This is a genomic window from Faecalibacillus intestinalis (assembly GCF_003024685.1).
GTDB classification, from domain to species: Bacteria; Bacillota_I; Bacilli_A; order Erysipelotrichales; family Coprobacillaceae; genus Faecalibacillus; species Faecalibacillus intestinalis.
On sequence record NZ_PYLQ01000011.1, the window covers coordinates 17,309 to 34,338 of the forward strand.

At 29.1% G+C, this 17,030-nt stretch carries 7 protein-coding genes, 1 pseudogene and 1 riboswitch; of the genes and pseudogenes, 7 read left to right on the forward strand and 1 reads right to left on the reverse strand.

The features are described from left to right. Nucleotides 1-93: 93 nt before the first annotated feature. From C7U54_RS08565 to C7U54_RS08575, 3 genes are all read left to right on the forward strand, one after another. Nucleotides 94-5,664: an MBG domain-containing protein gene (locus C7U54_RS08565; RefSeq protein ID WP_107030000.1), complete on the forward strand. Its 5,571-nt coding sequence runs from the start codon at nt 94-96 to the stop codon at nt 5,662-5,664. Nucleotides 5,665-5,975: 311 nt separating this feature from the next. Beyond that, entirely contained in the window at nt 5,976-6,773 is a 798-nt protein-coding gene (locus tag C7U54_RS08570) for a histidinol-phosphatase HisJ family protein (RefSeq protein ID WP_241522594.1), read from the forward strand. 62 nt (nt 6,774-6,835) lie between these two features. Next, nucleotides 6,836-8,683: a PTS fructose transporter subunit IIABC gene (locus tag C7U54_RS08575; RefSeq protein WP_107030001.1), complete on the forward strand. Its 1,848-nt coding sequence runs from the start codon at nt 6,836-6,838 to the stop codon at nt 8,681-8,683. A 9-nt stretch (nt 8,684-8,692) separates the two neighbouring features. Here C7U54_RS08575 and C7U54_RS08580 read toward each other — a convergent pair. Beyond that, nucleotides 8,693-9,706, reverse strand: a pseudogene (locus tag C7U54_RS08580) (aldo/keto reductase). Nucleotides 9,707-9,837: 131 nt separating this feature from the next. Here C7U54_RS08580 and C7U54_RS08585 point away from each other — a divergent pair. The 4 genes from C7U54_RS08585 (at nt 9,838) to C7U54_RS08600 (ending at nt 16,819) form a co-directional block, all read left to right on the forward strand. Further along, entirely contained in the window at nt 9,838-10,584 is a 747-nt protein-coding gene (locus tag C7U54_RS08585; RefSeq protein WP_107030002.1) for a MurR/RpiR family transcriptional regulator, read from the forward strand. A 227-nt stretch (nt 10,585-10,811) separates the two neighbouring features. Then, the gene (locus tag C7U54_RS08590; RefSeq protein ID WP_107030003.1) at nt 10,812-15,062 is read left to right on the forward strand and encodes a fibronectin type III domain-containing protein; all 4,251 of its coding nucleotides are present in this window, start codon (nt 10,812-10,814) and stop codon (nt 15,060-15,062) included. A gap of 2 nt (nt 15,063-15,064) precedes the next feature. Beyond that, the gene (locus C7U54_RS08595) at nt 15,065-16,510 is read left to right on the forward strand and encodes a glycosyl hydrolase (protein ID WP_107030004.1); all 1,446 of its coding nucleotides are present in this window, start codon (nt 15,065-15,067) and stop codon (nt 16,508-16,510) included. 72 nt (nt 16,511-16,582) lie between these two features. Further along, nucleotides 16,583-16,819, forward strand: a complete 237-nt coding sequence (locus C7U54_RS08600) for a hypothetical protein (protein ID WP_107030005.1) — start codon at nt 16,583-16,585, stop codon at nt 16,817-16,819. Between the two features lie 97 nt (nt 16,820-16,916). Continuing rightward, nucleotides 16,917-16,992: riboswitch (cyclic di-GMP riboswitch) on the forward strand. The last annotated feature ends 38 nt before the right edge of the window (nt 16,993-17,030 follow it).

A 17,030-nucleotide genomic window follows, 5' to 3' on the forward strand; every position in this document is an offset into this window, starting at 1 on the left:
TAAAATATGAATAGACAAGGGAGGTTTTTTATTAACAAATAAATAAGTAGTTTTAAACATAATAATTTTTAATAAGGGGAGGAAAAGAAAGTTATGAAGATAAAAATTAAGAAAATAATAGCAAGCGTACTTACATTTATGATGGTCTTTACACAAGTGCCTGTAAATGTATTTGCGGCAGATACTAATATTTCAAATGATGGAAATACGTATCGTACAAGTACACCAGGAACATATAATTTACCTGGAGGTACGTATTATACTAAGAAATATTCTACATGGGCTGATGCAGGTACAAAAGTTTATATACAATATGATAGCTCTAAAAAAGGAACGATAGCTTTAAATATATTAGGCGATGTTGTTAATAATCCTGAAAAAAGTGGAAGGTTTGATTTTATTAGGGCTGACAGTAATACTGATGTAACTATTAATATGAATGGTCATACATTTACTTATAGTGGAAATGATGTTTACAGTCTATGCGGATTTGTTGGAAATTCAGGAACAATGACAATCAATGGTAGTGGTGGAACGATTGTATCTGATGAAGTTGGATTTAACTCTATAGAGGGAGTTTTGAATGTTAATGATGCAACAATTAAAGCAAATAGTATAGGTATTTACAATAAAGGGACAGAACTTAAAGAGGCAGTACTTAAACTTAAAAATATCACGTTTGAAAATTGTGGAACAGACGTTAAACTTGGTAGTAATGGTACCATTGATCTTTCAGAATATAATGGAAATGCTATTACAATTGATATTGATTATGAAATAAACGATGGAAAGAAACATAGAATTTCTCCTAGAGGAGTAAGTAAAGCTGATTTGAATAAAATCAAGTTTGTAAAAAATAGTGGTAAATTATACAAGGTTGATCTTAAATATGATGATGAAGGTCAATATATTTATTTAGCAAAACATGTTCACAAATGGAACTATGTACTTGATAACAGCGATGAAAGTGGAAAAACAATAAAAGGTTATTGTAGTGAAGAAGAAAGAAATAATGAATGTGATTATCAGAATCCAGATACTACAACAGCAAAAATAGTATTAAAAACACAAAATGGAGAGTATAACAGAGGAACCAATGCTTGGGTTGAAAATGCCAATGGTAAGAATACCAATAGTTTTCCAATATCAGGAGATTCATACAAATTAACATATTATCAAAATGGACAACAATTATCACAAAGACCAAAAGAACCAGGAGATTATTCAGTAACTCTAACAATGGATCAAGTTTCAGTTTCTGGAGAATTCACAATTACGAAAGCAAAATATTGGACAAATAAAATATATTTCAAAGATAAGAATTGGAATAAACAAGATAGTTGTGAATATACTTATCAAGGATATCAATCAAAATTTGGCCCATATGTAGAAGTGAATACAGGAAATGGCCATTACTATGTTCCAACAGATGCACGTGTTTCTTACGAATATAAGAAATATGATGATGACGACAGTGCATATAAATCAATAAGTTTAGATGAGCTAAACAGTCTAAAACCTGGTACTTATTGTATTAGAGGAGTAGTTTCTGAAAATAATCATTATTTAAGTTTAACAACAGAATCACTTAAATTTACTGTGACTAAAGCAAAACCTACTCCACCTAGCATTGTTAAATATACATGGGAATATGGAGAGCAACCAGAACTTGTCCCTGAAAGTAAGTTAAATAATTGTCAATATTCATTTAAATACTATTATCGAGATACAGATGTTGAGGTAGATAAAGAATATCCAGACGTAGGAAAATATTATTTAAGTATATATAATTCGGGATCCGATCTTTATAAGCCTGGCTATGCTCCTCAAAAATTTATTACTATTACCCAAAGAACAGCAACTTTATCATGGGAACTAGATGGTACAAATACATTTAAAATTCCATATGATGGTAAACCACATGTTCCAACAGCAACTGTCATTAATACAGTTGGAGATGACAAATGTAACGTGACTGTTTCTGGTGAACAAACTGATGTAGGTACATATACTGCAACTGCAACTGGATTGAGTAATTCTAATTATAAATTACCTGCACAAAAAACAGTAACGTTCGAAATTGTCAAAGCCCAAAGAGAAGCACCAACATCTGTAACAGCCACAGGAACAACATATAAGGGTGGAACAGATGGTAAATTAAATAATGTTGATTCATCAATGGAATATAGAAAAGATGGTGAAAATGAATGGCATAGTATTACTGGAGATACTGTAGAAGGATTATCTACTGGTAAGTATTATGTAAGATATAAAGATAGTAAAAACTATTATGAATCATCTGAAAAAGAAGTATATATTGCCAATGGACAAGAAATCAAAGTAAATGTTCCAGGTAGTCAAGTTGGATATACTTTAAGTGTTAGTAATACAGTTGTTGATTATAATGAATCAAGCACTTTAACATTTAAATTAAATAAAGGCTATTCAAAAACAAAAGATTTCGCTGTTAAGGTCAATGGTGAAACAGTTCAATTAAATAACAATAATCAATACACAATTAAAAATATTCAAAAAGATACAGATATTACAGTTGAAGGAGTAGCTGATATAACAGCACCTGATACAGAAATAAAGGTATCCAATAAAACATGGAAAAGTATTTTAAATAAAATCACATTCGGTTTATTCTTTAAAGAAACACAAAAAGCAGAAATTACAGCTACAGATGAAGGTAGTGGAGTTAATAAATACTATTATTATGTTGATAAATCAGGTAGTGAAGAATCACTAACAGAAAAACAATTACAAGCAGTAGATTGGAAAGAAGGAACATCTGTTACATTTAGTGAAGATAGTAATTATGTTATTTATGCCAAGGTAACAGACAAAGCAGGAAATATTAAATATGTTTCAACAGATGGTATCGTAATTGATACGATTGCACCACAAGTATCAGGTGTAGAAAGCAATCAAACATATACGAAAACACAAACATTTACAGTAACTGATAATAATTTAGATACAGTAAAAGTAGATGGGAAAACAGTTGAACCTACTAATGGTAGTTATACATTGGTTCCAAAAAAAGGAACATATACAATCGAAGTAACAGATAAAACAGGAAATAAAACAACATTAAATAAGATTACAGTTAACTGGGAAAAAGTTAAAAAACCAACCGTAGAAAGCAAAGTATATACAGGACAAACATTAACTGCAAATATTTCAGAAAATGGTTTATACACAGTTAAAGAAAATAATGGTGGTATTGATGTAAATGAATATGATGTTCAATTGACTTTAAAAGATCCTACAAATTATAGATGGGAAGACGGTACTATTGATACAACAGTAAAATTCAATATTACCCAAGCAACACCAGTTGTTACGAAACCAACAACAAAACCACTAACATATAATGGAAGTGAACAAGAATTAGTAAATGCAGCATCTACTAATGGAGGAACAGTAAAATATTCTTTAGACAACAAAAACTGGTCAACATCAATTCCAACAGGGAAAGAGGCCAAAGAATATACAGTTTATTACAAAGTAGAAGGAAATAAAAACTTTAAAGATGTAGATGTACAAGAAATCACAAATAAAATCAATCCTAGAACAATTGATTTAAACTGGAATAAAGAGTTAACTTACAATGGTAAAGAACAATTACCAACAGCTACAGTTAATAACTTAGCAGATGGTGATAAATGTGAAGTTACTGTTGCAGGTGCAAATAGAAATGCAGGTACTTATGAAGCTACAGCTACAAAAGTAAGTAATCAAAATTATAAGTTACCTGAAGATGTCACAACAAGTTATACAATTAAACCAAAAGATATCACTGTTACAATAACACCTAATGGTGGTACTTATGGTGAAAAAATTACAGGTGCTACAGCTAAGTTAAATGATGTAGAAAATGGCGATCATCCAGAAGTAACATTAACTTACACAGGAACAGGGTATGATGGAACAGAAGTTAATGGAACAGAAGTTCCTAGTCATGCTGGTAAATATACTGTTACAGTAAGTATCAATGACAAAAACTATAATTTAACTGGTACAAATACAGCTGAATTTGTAGTAAAAGGTGCAGATGCTAGATTAAAAGTAAAAGAAATGAATGATAAAAAATATGGTGATCAAGGATTTAAATTAGAAGTATCTCATAAAGGAAATGGAAAATTATCTTATTCAAGTAGTAATGAGGATGTAGCTACAGTAGATGATCAAGGTAATGTAACAATTCATAATGCTGGTACAACAAAATTAAAAGTTACATTAGGAGTTGATCATAACTATGATAGTGATAGTAAAGAAGTAACATTAACTGTTAATAAAATCAATCATGAAATAGCAGTTGATCAAAAAGATGTTGAAAAGACTTATGGTGATGAAGCATTTACAATTCATGCTCAAAGTAAAGATCATGAATCAGCTATTGAATATGCAAGTAGCGATGAAAAAGTAGCTACAGTAGATAGTGAAGGTAATGTAGTTATCAAAGGCGCAGGTAAAGTCATCATTACAGTAAGTCAAAAAGAAAGTAAGAATTATAAAAAAGTATCTAAAGAAATAAATCTTACTGTTAAAGCTAAAAAGATTACAGTTACTGTAAATGATGCATCAAAGACATATGGAGATGAAGACTCTGAATTTACATATGTAAATGATAAACTTATTGGTAATGATAAATTAACAAGTATCATTCTTACAAGAGAAGAAGGAGAAGATGTAGGAACATATAAGATAAAAGTAAGTCAAAAAGAAGGATCAAATCCAAATTATGATATTACTTTTAAAGATGGAACATATACAATTAATCCATTATCGATTGATAAAGGAACAGTTGTATTAGGAAATGTCTTAAAATATACAGGAGAAAAACAAACACAAGAAGTAGAACAAGTTTTAGTCAATGGAAAAGCATTAAATAAAGAAGATTATGAAGTATTAGATAATCAAGCAACGAAAGAAGGAAAACATGTTCTAACAATCAAAGCTAAAGGAAATAACCATACAGGATCCTTTAAATATAGCTATGCAATCTTACCAAAAGAAAATGATAAGATAGGAACAGGATCATTTACTGTTAAAACAACAGGAGATGTAGAAATAAGTAGAGATGAAATTATAGATCTCCTTATTGAAAACAAAGAAATAACAGCAAATGAATTAAGTGAAGTAGCAGAAGGTAAGAAAATAGAAATCGTATTAGAGGTAAAAGAAGCACAAACAAATGAACTTATTGAAACAAATACAAAAGGATATAAAGTAGGAAAATACTTAAATATTACTTTAAATAAAATAGTTAATGGAACAAGTGAAAGTATACATGAACTTACAAAAGTCATGAAAGTAACAATCAAAGTTCCAGAAGAACTAATCAATAAAGATAGTAAAACTAAAAGAGAATACTATATCGCAAGAAGTCATAATGGAAAAGTAGATATCTTAGAAACAAAATATAATGAAAAGACAAACAGCTTAACATTTGAAACAGATAAGTTCAGTGATTATGCAATTCTTTATAAAGATAAAAAAGAATTAAAAACAACGGTAACTACTTCAATAAATAAATCAAATACAAAACAAACAATGAAAGCTAAAACGGGAGATAATGCAAATATTATAGGATTAATGATGCTACTAGTAAGCAGTATGTTTGTGATGGTATTTGTAAGAAAAAAAGAAAATTAATAGAGATATAGAAAAAGTCTTTAAGTTGATGCTTAAAGGCTTTTTCGCTGTTTTCAATTTTAAATACCTAACGACACTATTCAAAACTGAACGACCGTTCTTAACAAATACCAAGTATGCTAAAATATTTATATGCTACTAATTTGAATTTTAAATCTAATGATAAATTTAATAGTCAAATATTAGTAAAATATAGAGAGGAAATAATCTACTGTTTTTGTTACTTTTTTGTCACAAGATGTTTTATCAAATTGATTGTTTTTTTTATTAAAAAGTCTATAATTGTATACAACATGAATGGAGGATTGCCTATGCTAGTAGATGGACATATGCATTTAGAAAACGGACCACTTACTAAAGAATATGTAATGGAATTTATTAATGAAGCTTATAAACAAGGATTTGATCGTATTCAAATTTTAGATCATACACATCGTTTTAAAGAATTTGAAGTTATTTATCAAGGTGTTAAAGAAGCAAGTGATCAACAAAGAGAATGGCTTGCTAATAAGAAAATGAAATTTAAAGATACACTTTCTAGTTATGTGTGTTTAATTAATGAGGTAAAAGAGGAAGAACTTCCAATAGAAGTTTTATTTGGATTAGAAGTATGTTATGTTCCTGAATATAAAGAAGAAATAAGACGTATTTTAGAATCCTATCAATTTGATTTTTTAGTAGGAGCTATTCATTCTATTGATGGACTTTTATATGATATGCCTTGGTCTAAAGAAATCTTATGGGATAAATATAATGTAGATGATATTTATCATCGATATTATGAATTGATTTTTGATTTAGTTAAAAGTGGTTTATTCACGCAATTAGCTCATCCAGATACAATTAAAATGTTTAACTATTATCCAACATATGATTTAAAACCAACATATCATGAATTAGCCAAGTTACTAGTAAAACATCATGTTAAAGGAGAATGTAATACAGGATGTTATTATCGTTATCATCATCAAGATAAAGGTCTTTCTAAAGAATTATTAGATATTTTTAAAGAACATCATGTGGATATTATTACAGCGAGTGATGCACATAAACCAGCAGATGTAGGAACTTGCATCAAAGATATTTATAAGTTATGTCAGTATGATTAAGTTGTTCTTGATTGAACAACTTTTTTGCTTTATGATAAACAAAAAAAGAAAGGTTGTTAGAAATGAAAATTACAGAATTGTTAGATATAAATTCGATAGATTTAAATCCACAAATTTCTAATAAAGAAGAAGCAATTGATCATCTGGTTAATTTATTAGATCAAAGTGGAAAATTAAATGATAAAGAAATTTATAAAGAAAGTGTTTTAAATAGAGAGGCCCAAAGTACAACAGGAATTGGGGATGGTGTTGCTATTCCTCATGGACAAAGTGAAGGTGTGGAAACAGCAGGATTATCTGCAATGGTTGTTAAAGAAGGATTAGATTTTAAATCTCTTGATGGACAACCTACTTATTTATTTTTTATGATTGGTGCTCCTAAAGATTCGGGAGGTGCTCATTTACAAGCTCTTGCACAGTTATCTACTTTATTAATGGAAGAAGATTTTAGAAATGCTTTAATTAATGCATCTTCTAAAGAAGAATTTTTACAATTAATAGATGCTAAGGAAAATAAAAAAGAAGAAGTGAAAGAAATTGTTCATCCTGCTGTTTTAGCAGTAACTGCGTGTCCTACAGGAATTGCTCATACTTTTATGGCGGCTAAAGCTTTACAACAAGCAGGAGAAGCATTAAATATTTCTATTAAAGTAGAAACGAATGGACAAGAAGGTGTTAAAAATCAATTAACACAAGAAGATATTGAACATTGTAAAGCAATTATTGTTGCTGCTGATAAGAAAGTTGAAATGGCAAGATTTGAAGGTAAAAAAGTGATACAAGTACCTGTTAGAGATGGTATCTCTAAAGCTCAAGAACTTGTTGAAAAAGCTAATAATGGAGATGGTGAGATATATCATCATGAAGAAAAGAAAGAAAAACAAAATATCATTCGTTTATTCTATAAACATTTAATGAATGGTATTTCTCATGCATTACCTTTTCTTGTAACAAGTGGGGTACTCTATGGAATTCTTTATTTATTTAAAGATCAAGTACTTACAAACCAATTATTAATCCTTACAAGTAATGTACAACAACTCATTAGTATTATGATTATTCCCATTATTTCAGCATATATCGCAGATAGTATTGCTGATAGACCAGGTATGCTTTCTGGATTTGCTGGGGGATTGATTGTTTGTCAAGGAATTTCAATCACATCAATTTCTACAAGTTCACCTTCTTTACTTGCTGGAATTATTGCAGGTTTTTTAGCAGGATTTGTATCTTTGATGTTAAGAAAGTTATTTTCTTATTTACCACAATGTTTAAAAGGAATAGAAGCATCCTTGTTTCATCCAATTATTTCTACAATTATTGTTACTTTATTAATGTTTTATTTAAATAGTTATTTATATATTGGTCATACTTATATTTTAAATTATGTTTCATTAGTTGAATCACAAATGTCAACTAAAGTACTATTTGGTTTTGTATTAGGTATGATGATGGCTATTGATAATGGAGGACCTATTAATAAAACAGCTTATGTATTTTCTATAGGTATGTTAATAAGTTATGATTATTATCCAATGGCTGCTGTGATGGCTGGAGGAATGATTCCACCATTTGTCATTGCTTTAACAGCAACCTTATTTAAAGATAGATTTGAAGTTAAAAAAGATGCTTTAATGAATTATATTAATGGTATTTCATTTATTTCAGAAGGAGCTATTCCTTTTATTCAAAAAGAATCTCAAATAATTTTACCAGCTTGTTGCCTTTCAGCAGGACTTGCTGGAGCATTATCTATGTACTTTAATTGTTCTATTGCTTCACCTCATGGTGGATTATTCTTAATATGGATGATTCAAAATCCAATTTCTTATTTAAGTTTAATTGTTTGTTCAACACTAGTAGGAACAATATTATTAATCCTATTTACAAAACTAAAGAAGGAGTCGTAAAACTCCTTCTTATTTTTTATCTAATAAAACAGTTCCTTGTGGTGGGTTTTCATTAATAGCTCCTACAATAGGATGAGGAACATACCTCTCTTCAAGATAAGTTAAATCTTCATTTGTAAGAGAAATCTCTAATGCCATTACTGCATCATCAATGTATTGCATTTTAGTAGCACCAATAATAGGAGAAGAAACACCTTTAGCCCATTGCCAAGCAAGAGCAATTTGAGACATCTTGCAATGATATTTATGTGCTAATTCATCAACACATTTAACAATTTCCATATCTTGCTTTTCAAAATGGTCATATTTACCATGAACAACCCGATCAGTTTTCCCTCTTAAGGTATTTGACTCCCAAGTGTTTCTAGCAAGATGTCCACCTGCTAAAGGACGATAAGGCATTAAGGAGACATTCATTTGTTGACAAATAGGAATTAATTCTTTTTCATCTTCACGATAAAGTAAGTTGTAATGATTTTCCATAGTTGAAAAAGGAGTCCAATGATTGTCCCTAGCAATGATTTGCATGTTATGAAATTGATATCCATACATTGCAGAAGCACCAATTGCTCGTACTTTTCCACATTTAACAAGTTCATTTAATGCTTCCATCGTTTCTTCCATTGGTGTATCATAGTCAAAACGATGAATAATATATAAATCTAAATAATCAGTTTGTAGTCTCTTTAAAGTACCAGCTATTTCTCTAAAAATAGCTTCTTTAGATAATCTACCTTCATTAAAATAAACCTTTGAAGCAATAACGACATCCTCTCTTTTAACATTTAAATTCTTTAAAGCTTTTCCTAACTATTCTTCACTTGTACCATTTGAATACGTATTAGCAGTATCAAAAAAATTAATACCTAAATCAAGGGCGTGCTTTACCATCTCTTCAGTTTGTTTTTCATCTAAAGTCCAATCATGCATCGTTCCTGCTTTTCCAAAGCTCATACATCCTAAACATACTTTAGATACTTTTATATTTGTTTGTCCTAATGTTGTATATTTCAAATTTATCACCTCTTATCTATATTATAGAATTCAAATTTGATTTGTCTAATACTTGATTTCAATCATTTTTAATGCCTAAAAACTATGATATTTTTATCAATGAAGATTTATGATAATATATACTTTGGGAAGGTGATATAATGATTTTTACATATGAACAAATTTCAAAACTCAATGATACTGAACTTATTGTTTATAATTACATTGTAAAAAATGTTGGACTAGTCTTAAAAATGAATATTAGGGAATTAGCAGCACAAAGTCATGTATCAACAGCAACAATTACGCGTTTTTGTCATAAATTAGATTGTGATGGCTTTGTTGAATTTAAAATAGAATTAAAAAGATTTAATGAAATTAATAAGATGCCTGAAATTGATGATGAAATTACTATGCTCAATCAGTTTTTTGATTATTCTAAGGGAAAAGAATTTAATGAGCATATAAATCAAGCTGTTGAGTATATTACAGATAGTAACTTTATTGTTTGTTTAGGAATTGGACAAAGTGGAAGTATGGCAAGATATGCAGCACGTTTTTTTTCTAATGTTGGTTATTATAGTCAATATATCGATGATCCATTTTATCCTGCACCAACAGATCAATTTGAAAAATGTTTATTAATTGCTTTTTCAAATAGTGGAGAAACAAAAGAAGTTATTGATCAATTAAGACTTTATCGAGGTGTTCAATCTAAAATTATTTCAATCACAAATGATTCAAATAGCACAATTGCTAAAATGTCAGATTTAACAATACCGTATTTCATTAAAAAAGTTATTTTACCAAATACTAAAAATATTTCATCTCAAGTACCTGTTGTTTATATTATTGAACGTATTTGTCGAAAATTACAAACTCAAAAGAACTTAGAAATATTAGAATAAAAGTGCATATAAAGGCACTTTTTTTATTTTATGACAAAAAGTCATTTTGTTACAAAGAATGTAACCTGTTACATTAAATTTGAAAGCGCTATCTTATTTTTGGCTTATATGCTATTTTATTTTTGTGTGATAAATATGCATTCATGTTCAGTGCATAGCTTATAAAAACTTGGCCAACTTTTATAAATATCACAAGATGAATGTAAATATTAAGGGAGGATTAAAATATGAGTTATATAAAAAAGCTTATTGCGATGGTACTCACTTTTGCAATGACATTGTCGATGGCAAGTATTGCAACTATTCAAGCTATGCAATCGCCTATTGAATTTAATAAAAGTAAGACGTATGCAGTAATTTCAAAAACAAATAATAAAGCAATTTATGTACATAACATAAATTGGGGAAATAATGATACAAAGGCAGATGGTGATTATACAAGATCTGGGAAAGTATTACCAAATTCTATTTTTAAAATAACGCCATTAGATGATCAAAGTGGAGCGGATTCTTCTAAGGGTGAAGTAAAAGTAAATATTGAATATCAAACAGTAGATGGAAAATTATATCCAATGCGTTCAGAAGGAAATGATTTTATTTTTGCTGATCCTCAACTTAGAGATTTAAATACTTACATTATTACTAAAACTGATGATAATGTAGGAATTATTAGAGATATGACAAGAGGATATTATCTAAAAGTCAATGAACAAGGTGAAATTCGAAAATTAAGTGATGATGCAAGCCAAGCAACAGAATTTACATTTGTTGAAAATCCACAACTTATTGATAATACAGCATATATTGAAAGTGTCGCTACTGGTAAATTAGTAACATTTAAAAATCAAAGTGATGAAGAATATGCACCAATTTCTGTTACGGGTGATAAAGAAAATATTACAGATGATGAAAAATTTAATGTAAGTTATGGTACAAATGGTGATGGTATTAAAGATGTTGTAGCATTTCAATCAGTAAGTAAACCAGGATATCAAATTGCCTCAGCTAAATGGATTGATGGTGCTACACCATTAGTTGGTTCTATTAACAGAAATGGTGGTTGGGAATCAATTGCTATTGAACCACTTGGTAATGGACAATTTGTTTTAAGAGATGCAGCAAAGGGGACTTATGTAAAAGTAAATGATGATAATATTTTAGAAGCAGGATGTGAAGCAACTGATGAAATTCCTGATAATGAAAGATTTATTATCCATACAAGTCAAGAATTAAGTGAAGTTTCTCACTTTACTTTTGATAAGAGTACAAGAACAAAAACAAGTATAGATTTATCATGGGATAAACCATTGAATTTATATACTGATATTGAAGTATATGCAAAAGCTTCAAATGAAGTTGTATTTAATAAAGTTACAACTATTACAAATGTCGATCATTATACTGTTAATGATTTAAAAGAAGGAACTCAATATGAATTCTATTTAAAATTTATTAGTGGTAATGGTAACTTAGAATTATCTGATAATCCGGTTTATGAAACTAAAAAAATCAAGGCTTCTACAAGAATTGGTGAAAAACCACAAACAGTAACAAATTTAAAATTACAACAATCTAATAATCAATTTACTATTAATTTTGATAAAGCAAAAAATGCGACACATTATCGTATTTTAGGAGCAACAAGTATGTTTGGTCAATATACTGAAGTTGCTACTGTTAATACAAACAGCGCTAAAGTAAATGCACTAGATTCTAAAAATAAATATAACAACTATTATAAGGTTGTAGCATTAAATAATGGTAATTTTGGAGATCTAGATTTTAGTAATGCGGAAGAAGCAGATGAATCTGAATATGTTTCTTTAGAAACTGAATTATTTGGTAGAAATACTTTTGTTTTCTCACCAAATGATGATACAACAAAAATTGATGAATTATTGAATAAATTATTTAAACAACAAAATGATTATACAAATGATGCACAATTTAAAGGAAATCAATATCAAGTTTATTTCAAAAAAGGTGATTATACAAATACATCATGTATGTATTTGGGATTCTATACAACATTAAGTGGTTTAGGAAAAGTACCAACAGATGTTAAATTAAATAATATTGCTATTCCAGCTTATCTTCCAGCAGGAGCTTTAGGTGGAAATGGCGACAATGCAACTTGTAATTTCTGGAGATCTGCTGAAAATCTAGCAGTTTATAATACAGGAAATGAACAAGGAAAAGCAGGATATGGTTCATATCGAGCAGATCAATTAAACTGGGCAGTGGCACAAGCTGCTCCACTTAGAAGAATTTATTCTGAAAGACCAATTGCTTATGATTGGAATTATGGATGGGCAAGTGGAGGATATGTTGCAGATTCATGGATTAATGCTTCATTTAATGATAATGGAAATGAATTGAGTGCAGGTACTTTCTCTGGGCAACAATTTTATACAAGAAACTCAAAATTAAAAGGAAATGCATATGGAACGACTTTAAATAATTTCTTCCAAGGAGTTGAAGCAAGTAATTTACCAAAAGCAGATGGAACAAGTGGTGAAGAATTATTAAGTGGACAAGGTGCTTCTAACTGGAATATTCCAGCAAGTGATGGAGGACAACAAGTATTCACGCATATTGATCAAACAAAAGAATTAGCAGAAAAACCATTCCTATATATGGATGATGATGGTGAATATAAAGTATTTGTTCCTTCAGTTCAAAAGAATACAAAAGGTATTAGTTGGGGAGAAGGTAAAGATAATAATGGTATGGGAGCTGGAAAATCTATTTCTTTAGATGAATTTTATGTTGCTAAACCAACAGATTCTGCAAGCGATATTAACAAAGCTTTAGATGAAGGTAAAAATATTTACTTTACTCCAGGAACATATCATGCTAAGGAAACAATTCATGTAAAAAAAGCTGATACAATTGTCTTAGGTAGTGGAATGACTTCAATTATTCCTGATAATGATGATGCAGCTATGTTAGTTGATGATGTTGACGGAGTAAGAGTTGCTGGAATTATTTTTGATGCAGGTAGTCATTCAAAATATTTATTAAAAGTAGGGAAAACAGGAAGTAAAAATAGTCATAAAGATGATCCAACAATTTTACAAGATTTATTCTTTAGAGTTGGTGGAACAACAGATACATTGACAACAGCAGATAATGCTTTAGAGATTAATAGTCATAATGTTTTATGTGATCACTTCTGGATTTGGCGTGCAGATCATGGAACTGGTGTTGCTTGGGATGGAAATGTTTCAAATCATGGATTAATTGTTAATGGTGATGATGTAACATGTTACGCTTTATTTAATGAACATTTCAACAAATATGATACATTATGGAATGGTGAAAATGGTTCAACATATTTCTATCAAAATGAAAAATGTTATGATCCTATTTCTCAAGAAAGTTGGATGTCTCATAATGGTTCGGTAAATGGTTATGCAGCTTATAAAGTAGCTAATAATGTAAAAAAACATTATGCAGTTGGATTAGGTATTTATAATGTATTTATTTATACAGGTGGAACTTTAGGAGAAAATGGGCAACCAGGAACTTTAGGTGATGGTAAAACTGTTTCTATTTCAATGGATAATGCAATTGAAGTTCCTAATAATAAAGATGTATTAATTGAAAATGCTTGTATTCAAACATTTGCTAATGAAGATGGAGCTTTACAAAAATTTAATTCTATTATTAATGGTGTTGGTTCAGGTGTAAGCAGTGGTATTACAGGAGAAGGATGGTCTAGAAAATTCTTATTAAATTATAGAAATGGTACTGCTGTTGTTGGTAAAGCTAATAATAGTGATCAAAAAGGTAAATATATTGGTGTGAATACAATAGAAAATATTAAACAATTAGGAGATGATGATTTAGATTTAGATGAATTAAAAGAACTTGTTAACAATAAAAAGAATGAAAATTTATATACAGAAGATAGTTATAAAAAATATGCAGACATTTATGCTGATGCATCAAAAATTTTAACAACCGATGGATTAAAATATAGTATACAAAAAGATGTAGATGAAGCGGTGAAAAAATTAAAAGATGCACAAGCTCAATTAGAAATAAAAGTTAATAAAGATGAATTAGATAAACTTTATACAGATAAAAAAGATTTTAAAGAAGAAAGCTATACCGCTGATTCATGGAAAGTATTTAAAGATGCATTGTCAAAAGCTCAAGAAGTTCTTAATAATGAAAATGCCACTCAAGAAGAAGTCAATCAAGCTTATGGTGCTTTAAAAGAAGCTACTGATGCATTAAAAACTAAAACAACAACTCCTAGTGAAGAAGAAACTAAAGGAGATAAATTAGGAAATGCAAATGGACAAGGAGATAATCAAAAAGGGCAAACAACTCAAGAAAGAAATGCAATAAATAGAAATAAGTCTAAAGTAAAAACAGGTGATAATATGAAAGTTGTACCATATGCATTATTAATGATGGCTGCAGCAGGTGGATATGTTACTGTTTGTAGAAGAAATAAGGAAAATTAAAAATGAAAAGATTTAAAAAATTGGGCGTTGCACTTTTAAGTGCAACCCTCCTCCTTATACCTTGTATGACTTCTATCAATGCACAAGATAATCCTTATGATACTTGGAAAACAACAGCTTTAAAATCTCCATCTAAAGGACAACTTGTAGCAGCTGGAGATATCAAGATTTCATGGAATTCTTTAGAAAAAGTTCAACATTATGATATTTATTTTGATGGGAAATATGAAAAAAGTGTAGAAGCAAATATAACACAAACAACTATTTATTCAACAGCAGTAGCAAGACATACAATAAGAGTTGTTGCTGTTTTAGAAAATAATGATGAAATAAATGTAAGTGAGCGTACATTTTATATTTCAAAAAAAGGAATAGGGTTATATGAGGATGATCAAGGTATTAATTCATTAAGCTATGTACAAAATATGGGGGTTTCTTGGTATTATAACTGGGGTGAAGAAGCTTATGATAATCAAGATGAAGTAAATAGCGAGTTAGAATTTGTACCGATGATATGGAATGATGCAGGAAATGTTAGTGAACGCTTAAAATCATTAAAAGAAAAGGGGTATGATAAGGTGTTAAGTTTCAATGAACCTGATTATGATCAAGAAGCAAATATGTCGGTTGACTTAGCTTCTGGTTATAATCAAGATTTCCATTCAAGTGGATTAAGAGTTGGTTCTCCAGCAGTAAGTGAATCTACAGTTAAAAAAAATGGCTGGTTTGAAAACTATTGGAATCGGCTAGAAATAAAAGATGATTTTATTGCTGTTCATAATTATCCAGGATATGTTGGATTAGATAGTGAAGAATATACACCTAAAAAAGCAGCAAAAAGCTTTTTGAAATATATGAATGATATTTATGATTGTTATCAAAAACCTATTTGGGTAACAGAATTTGCAGTAGCAGCTTGGGATTCAAATGAATATTGGCATCCATATGATGGAAATGATGAACAACATAATAAAGCTGTTCAAGAATTTATGAAATATGTTATTAATGGTTTTGATGATATTCAAGGACTAGATGATCTTTCTTTTGTAGAAAGATATGCTTGGTTCAGTTTTGATGCTACGCAGTTACAAAGTGCATCAAGTGCTTTATTCTATAATACTAAAGATACATCAAATCAAAATCAATTAGGTGTACTTACAGATTTAGGAAATGTATATAGAAATGAATGTGGAAATCCACTTCATTATACATTACCTTATTTAGATGGAAGCAAAGATCCATCTTCTATTGAAGAAGATAGATACATAGAAGATCAATTTCATCATGATGTGATACAAGGAGATGATCAGACAAATAAACAATTATCATCAAATATAGAAAGAAAATCTGTTCAAACAGATGATCAAACATCTTATATGTTCTTTATATTAATGATGATTACATCATTAATGGGCATATTCTTATTAAAAAATAAAAATGAATATTAAAATATTTACAAATCATAATTAAAATTTTTAACACCTTCTATACAAAACATGTAAATATGAGAGGATTTAGGGATGGAATTATTAGAAAGAATAAGATTTATTACTAATAGCGACTATATTTCAGATTTAGCATGTAATCGTTATTTAACTTTCTATCAATTTCATGAAATTGAAGAAATTAATATTGATGATTATTCTTTAAAAGAATGGAACGATGCAGCAAAATATGTGAGTAATCAAAATAAAGAATTTAATAATAGTTTAGATGCTAAAAAATATATATGTTCTATATTAATGCATAAGGAGTAGCAATACTCCTTTTTTGTTACAAGAAATGTAAATTGTGACAAGGAAAATGAATAGTATTCATTTTTATTAAAATATATTTTATATTATAGGCGTAGTTAGATATATTCAGCAAAGTAATCGAAAGGTTATGACGCAAAGCTAAAGGGGCTTTAAAATGCTAGCCAGTTGCAATAGGATTTGTAAATGGCTTTTTGTATTTTAAATTAAGGGA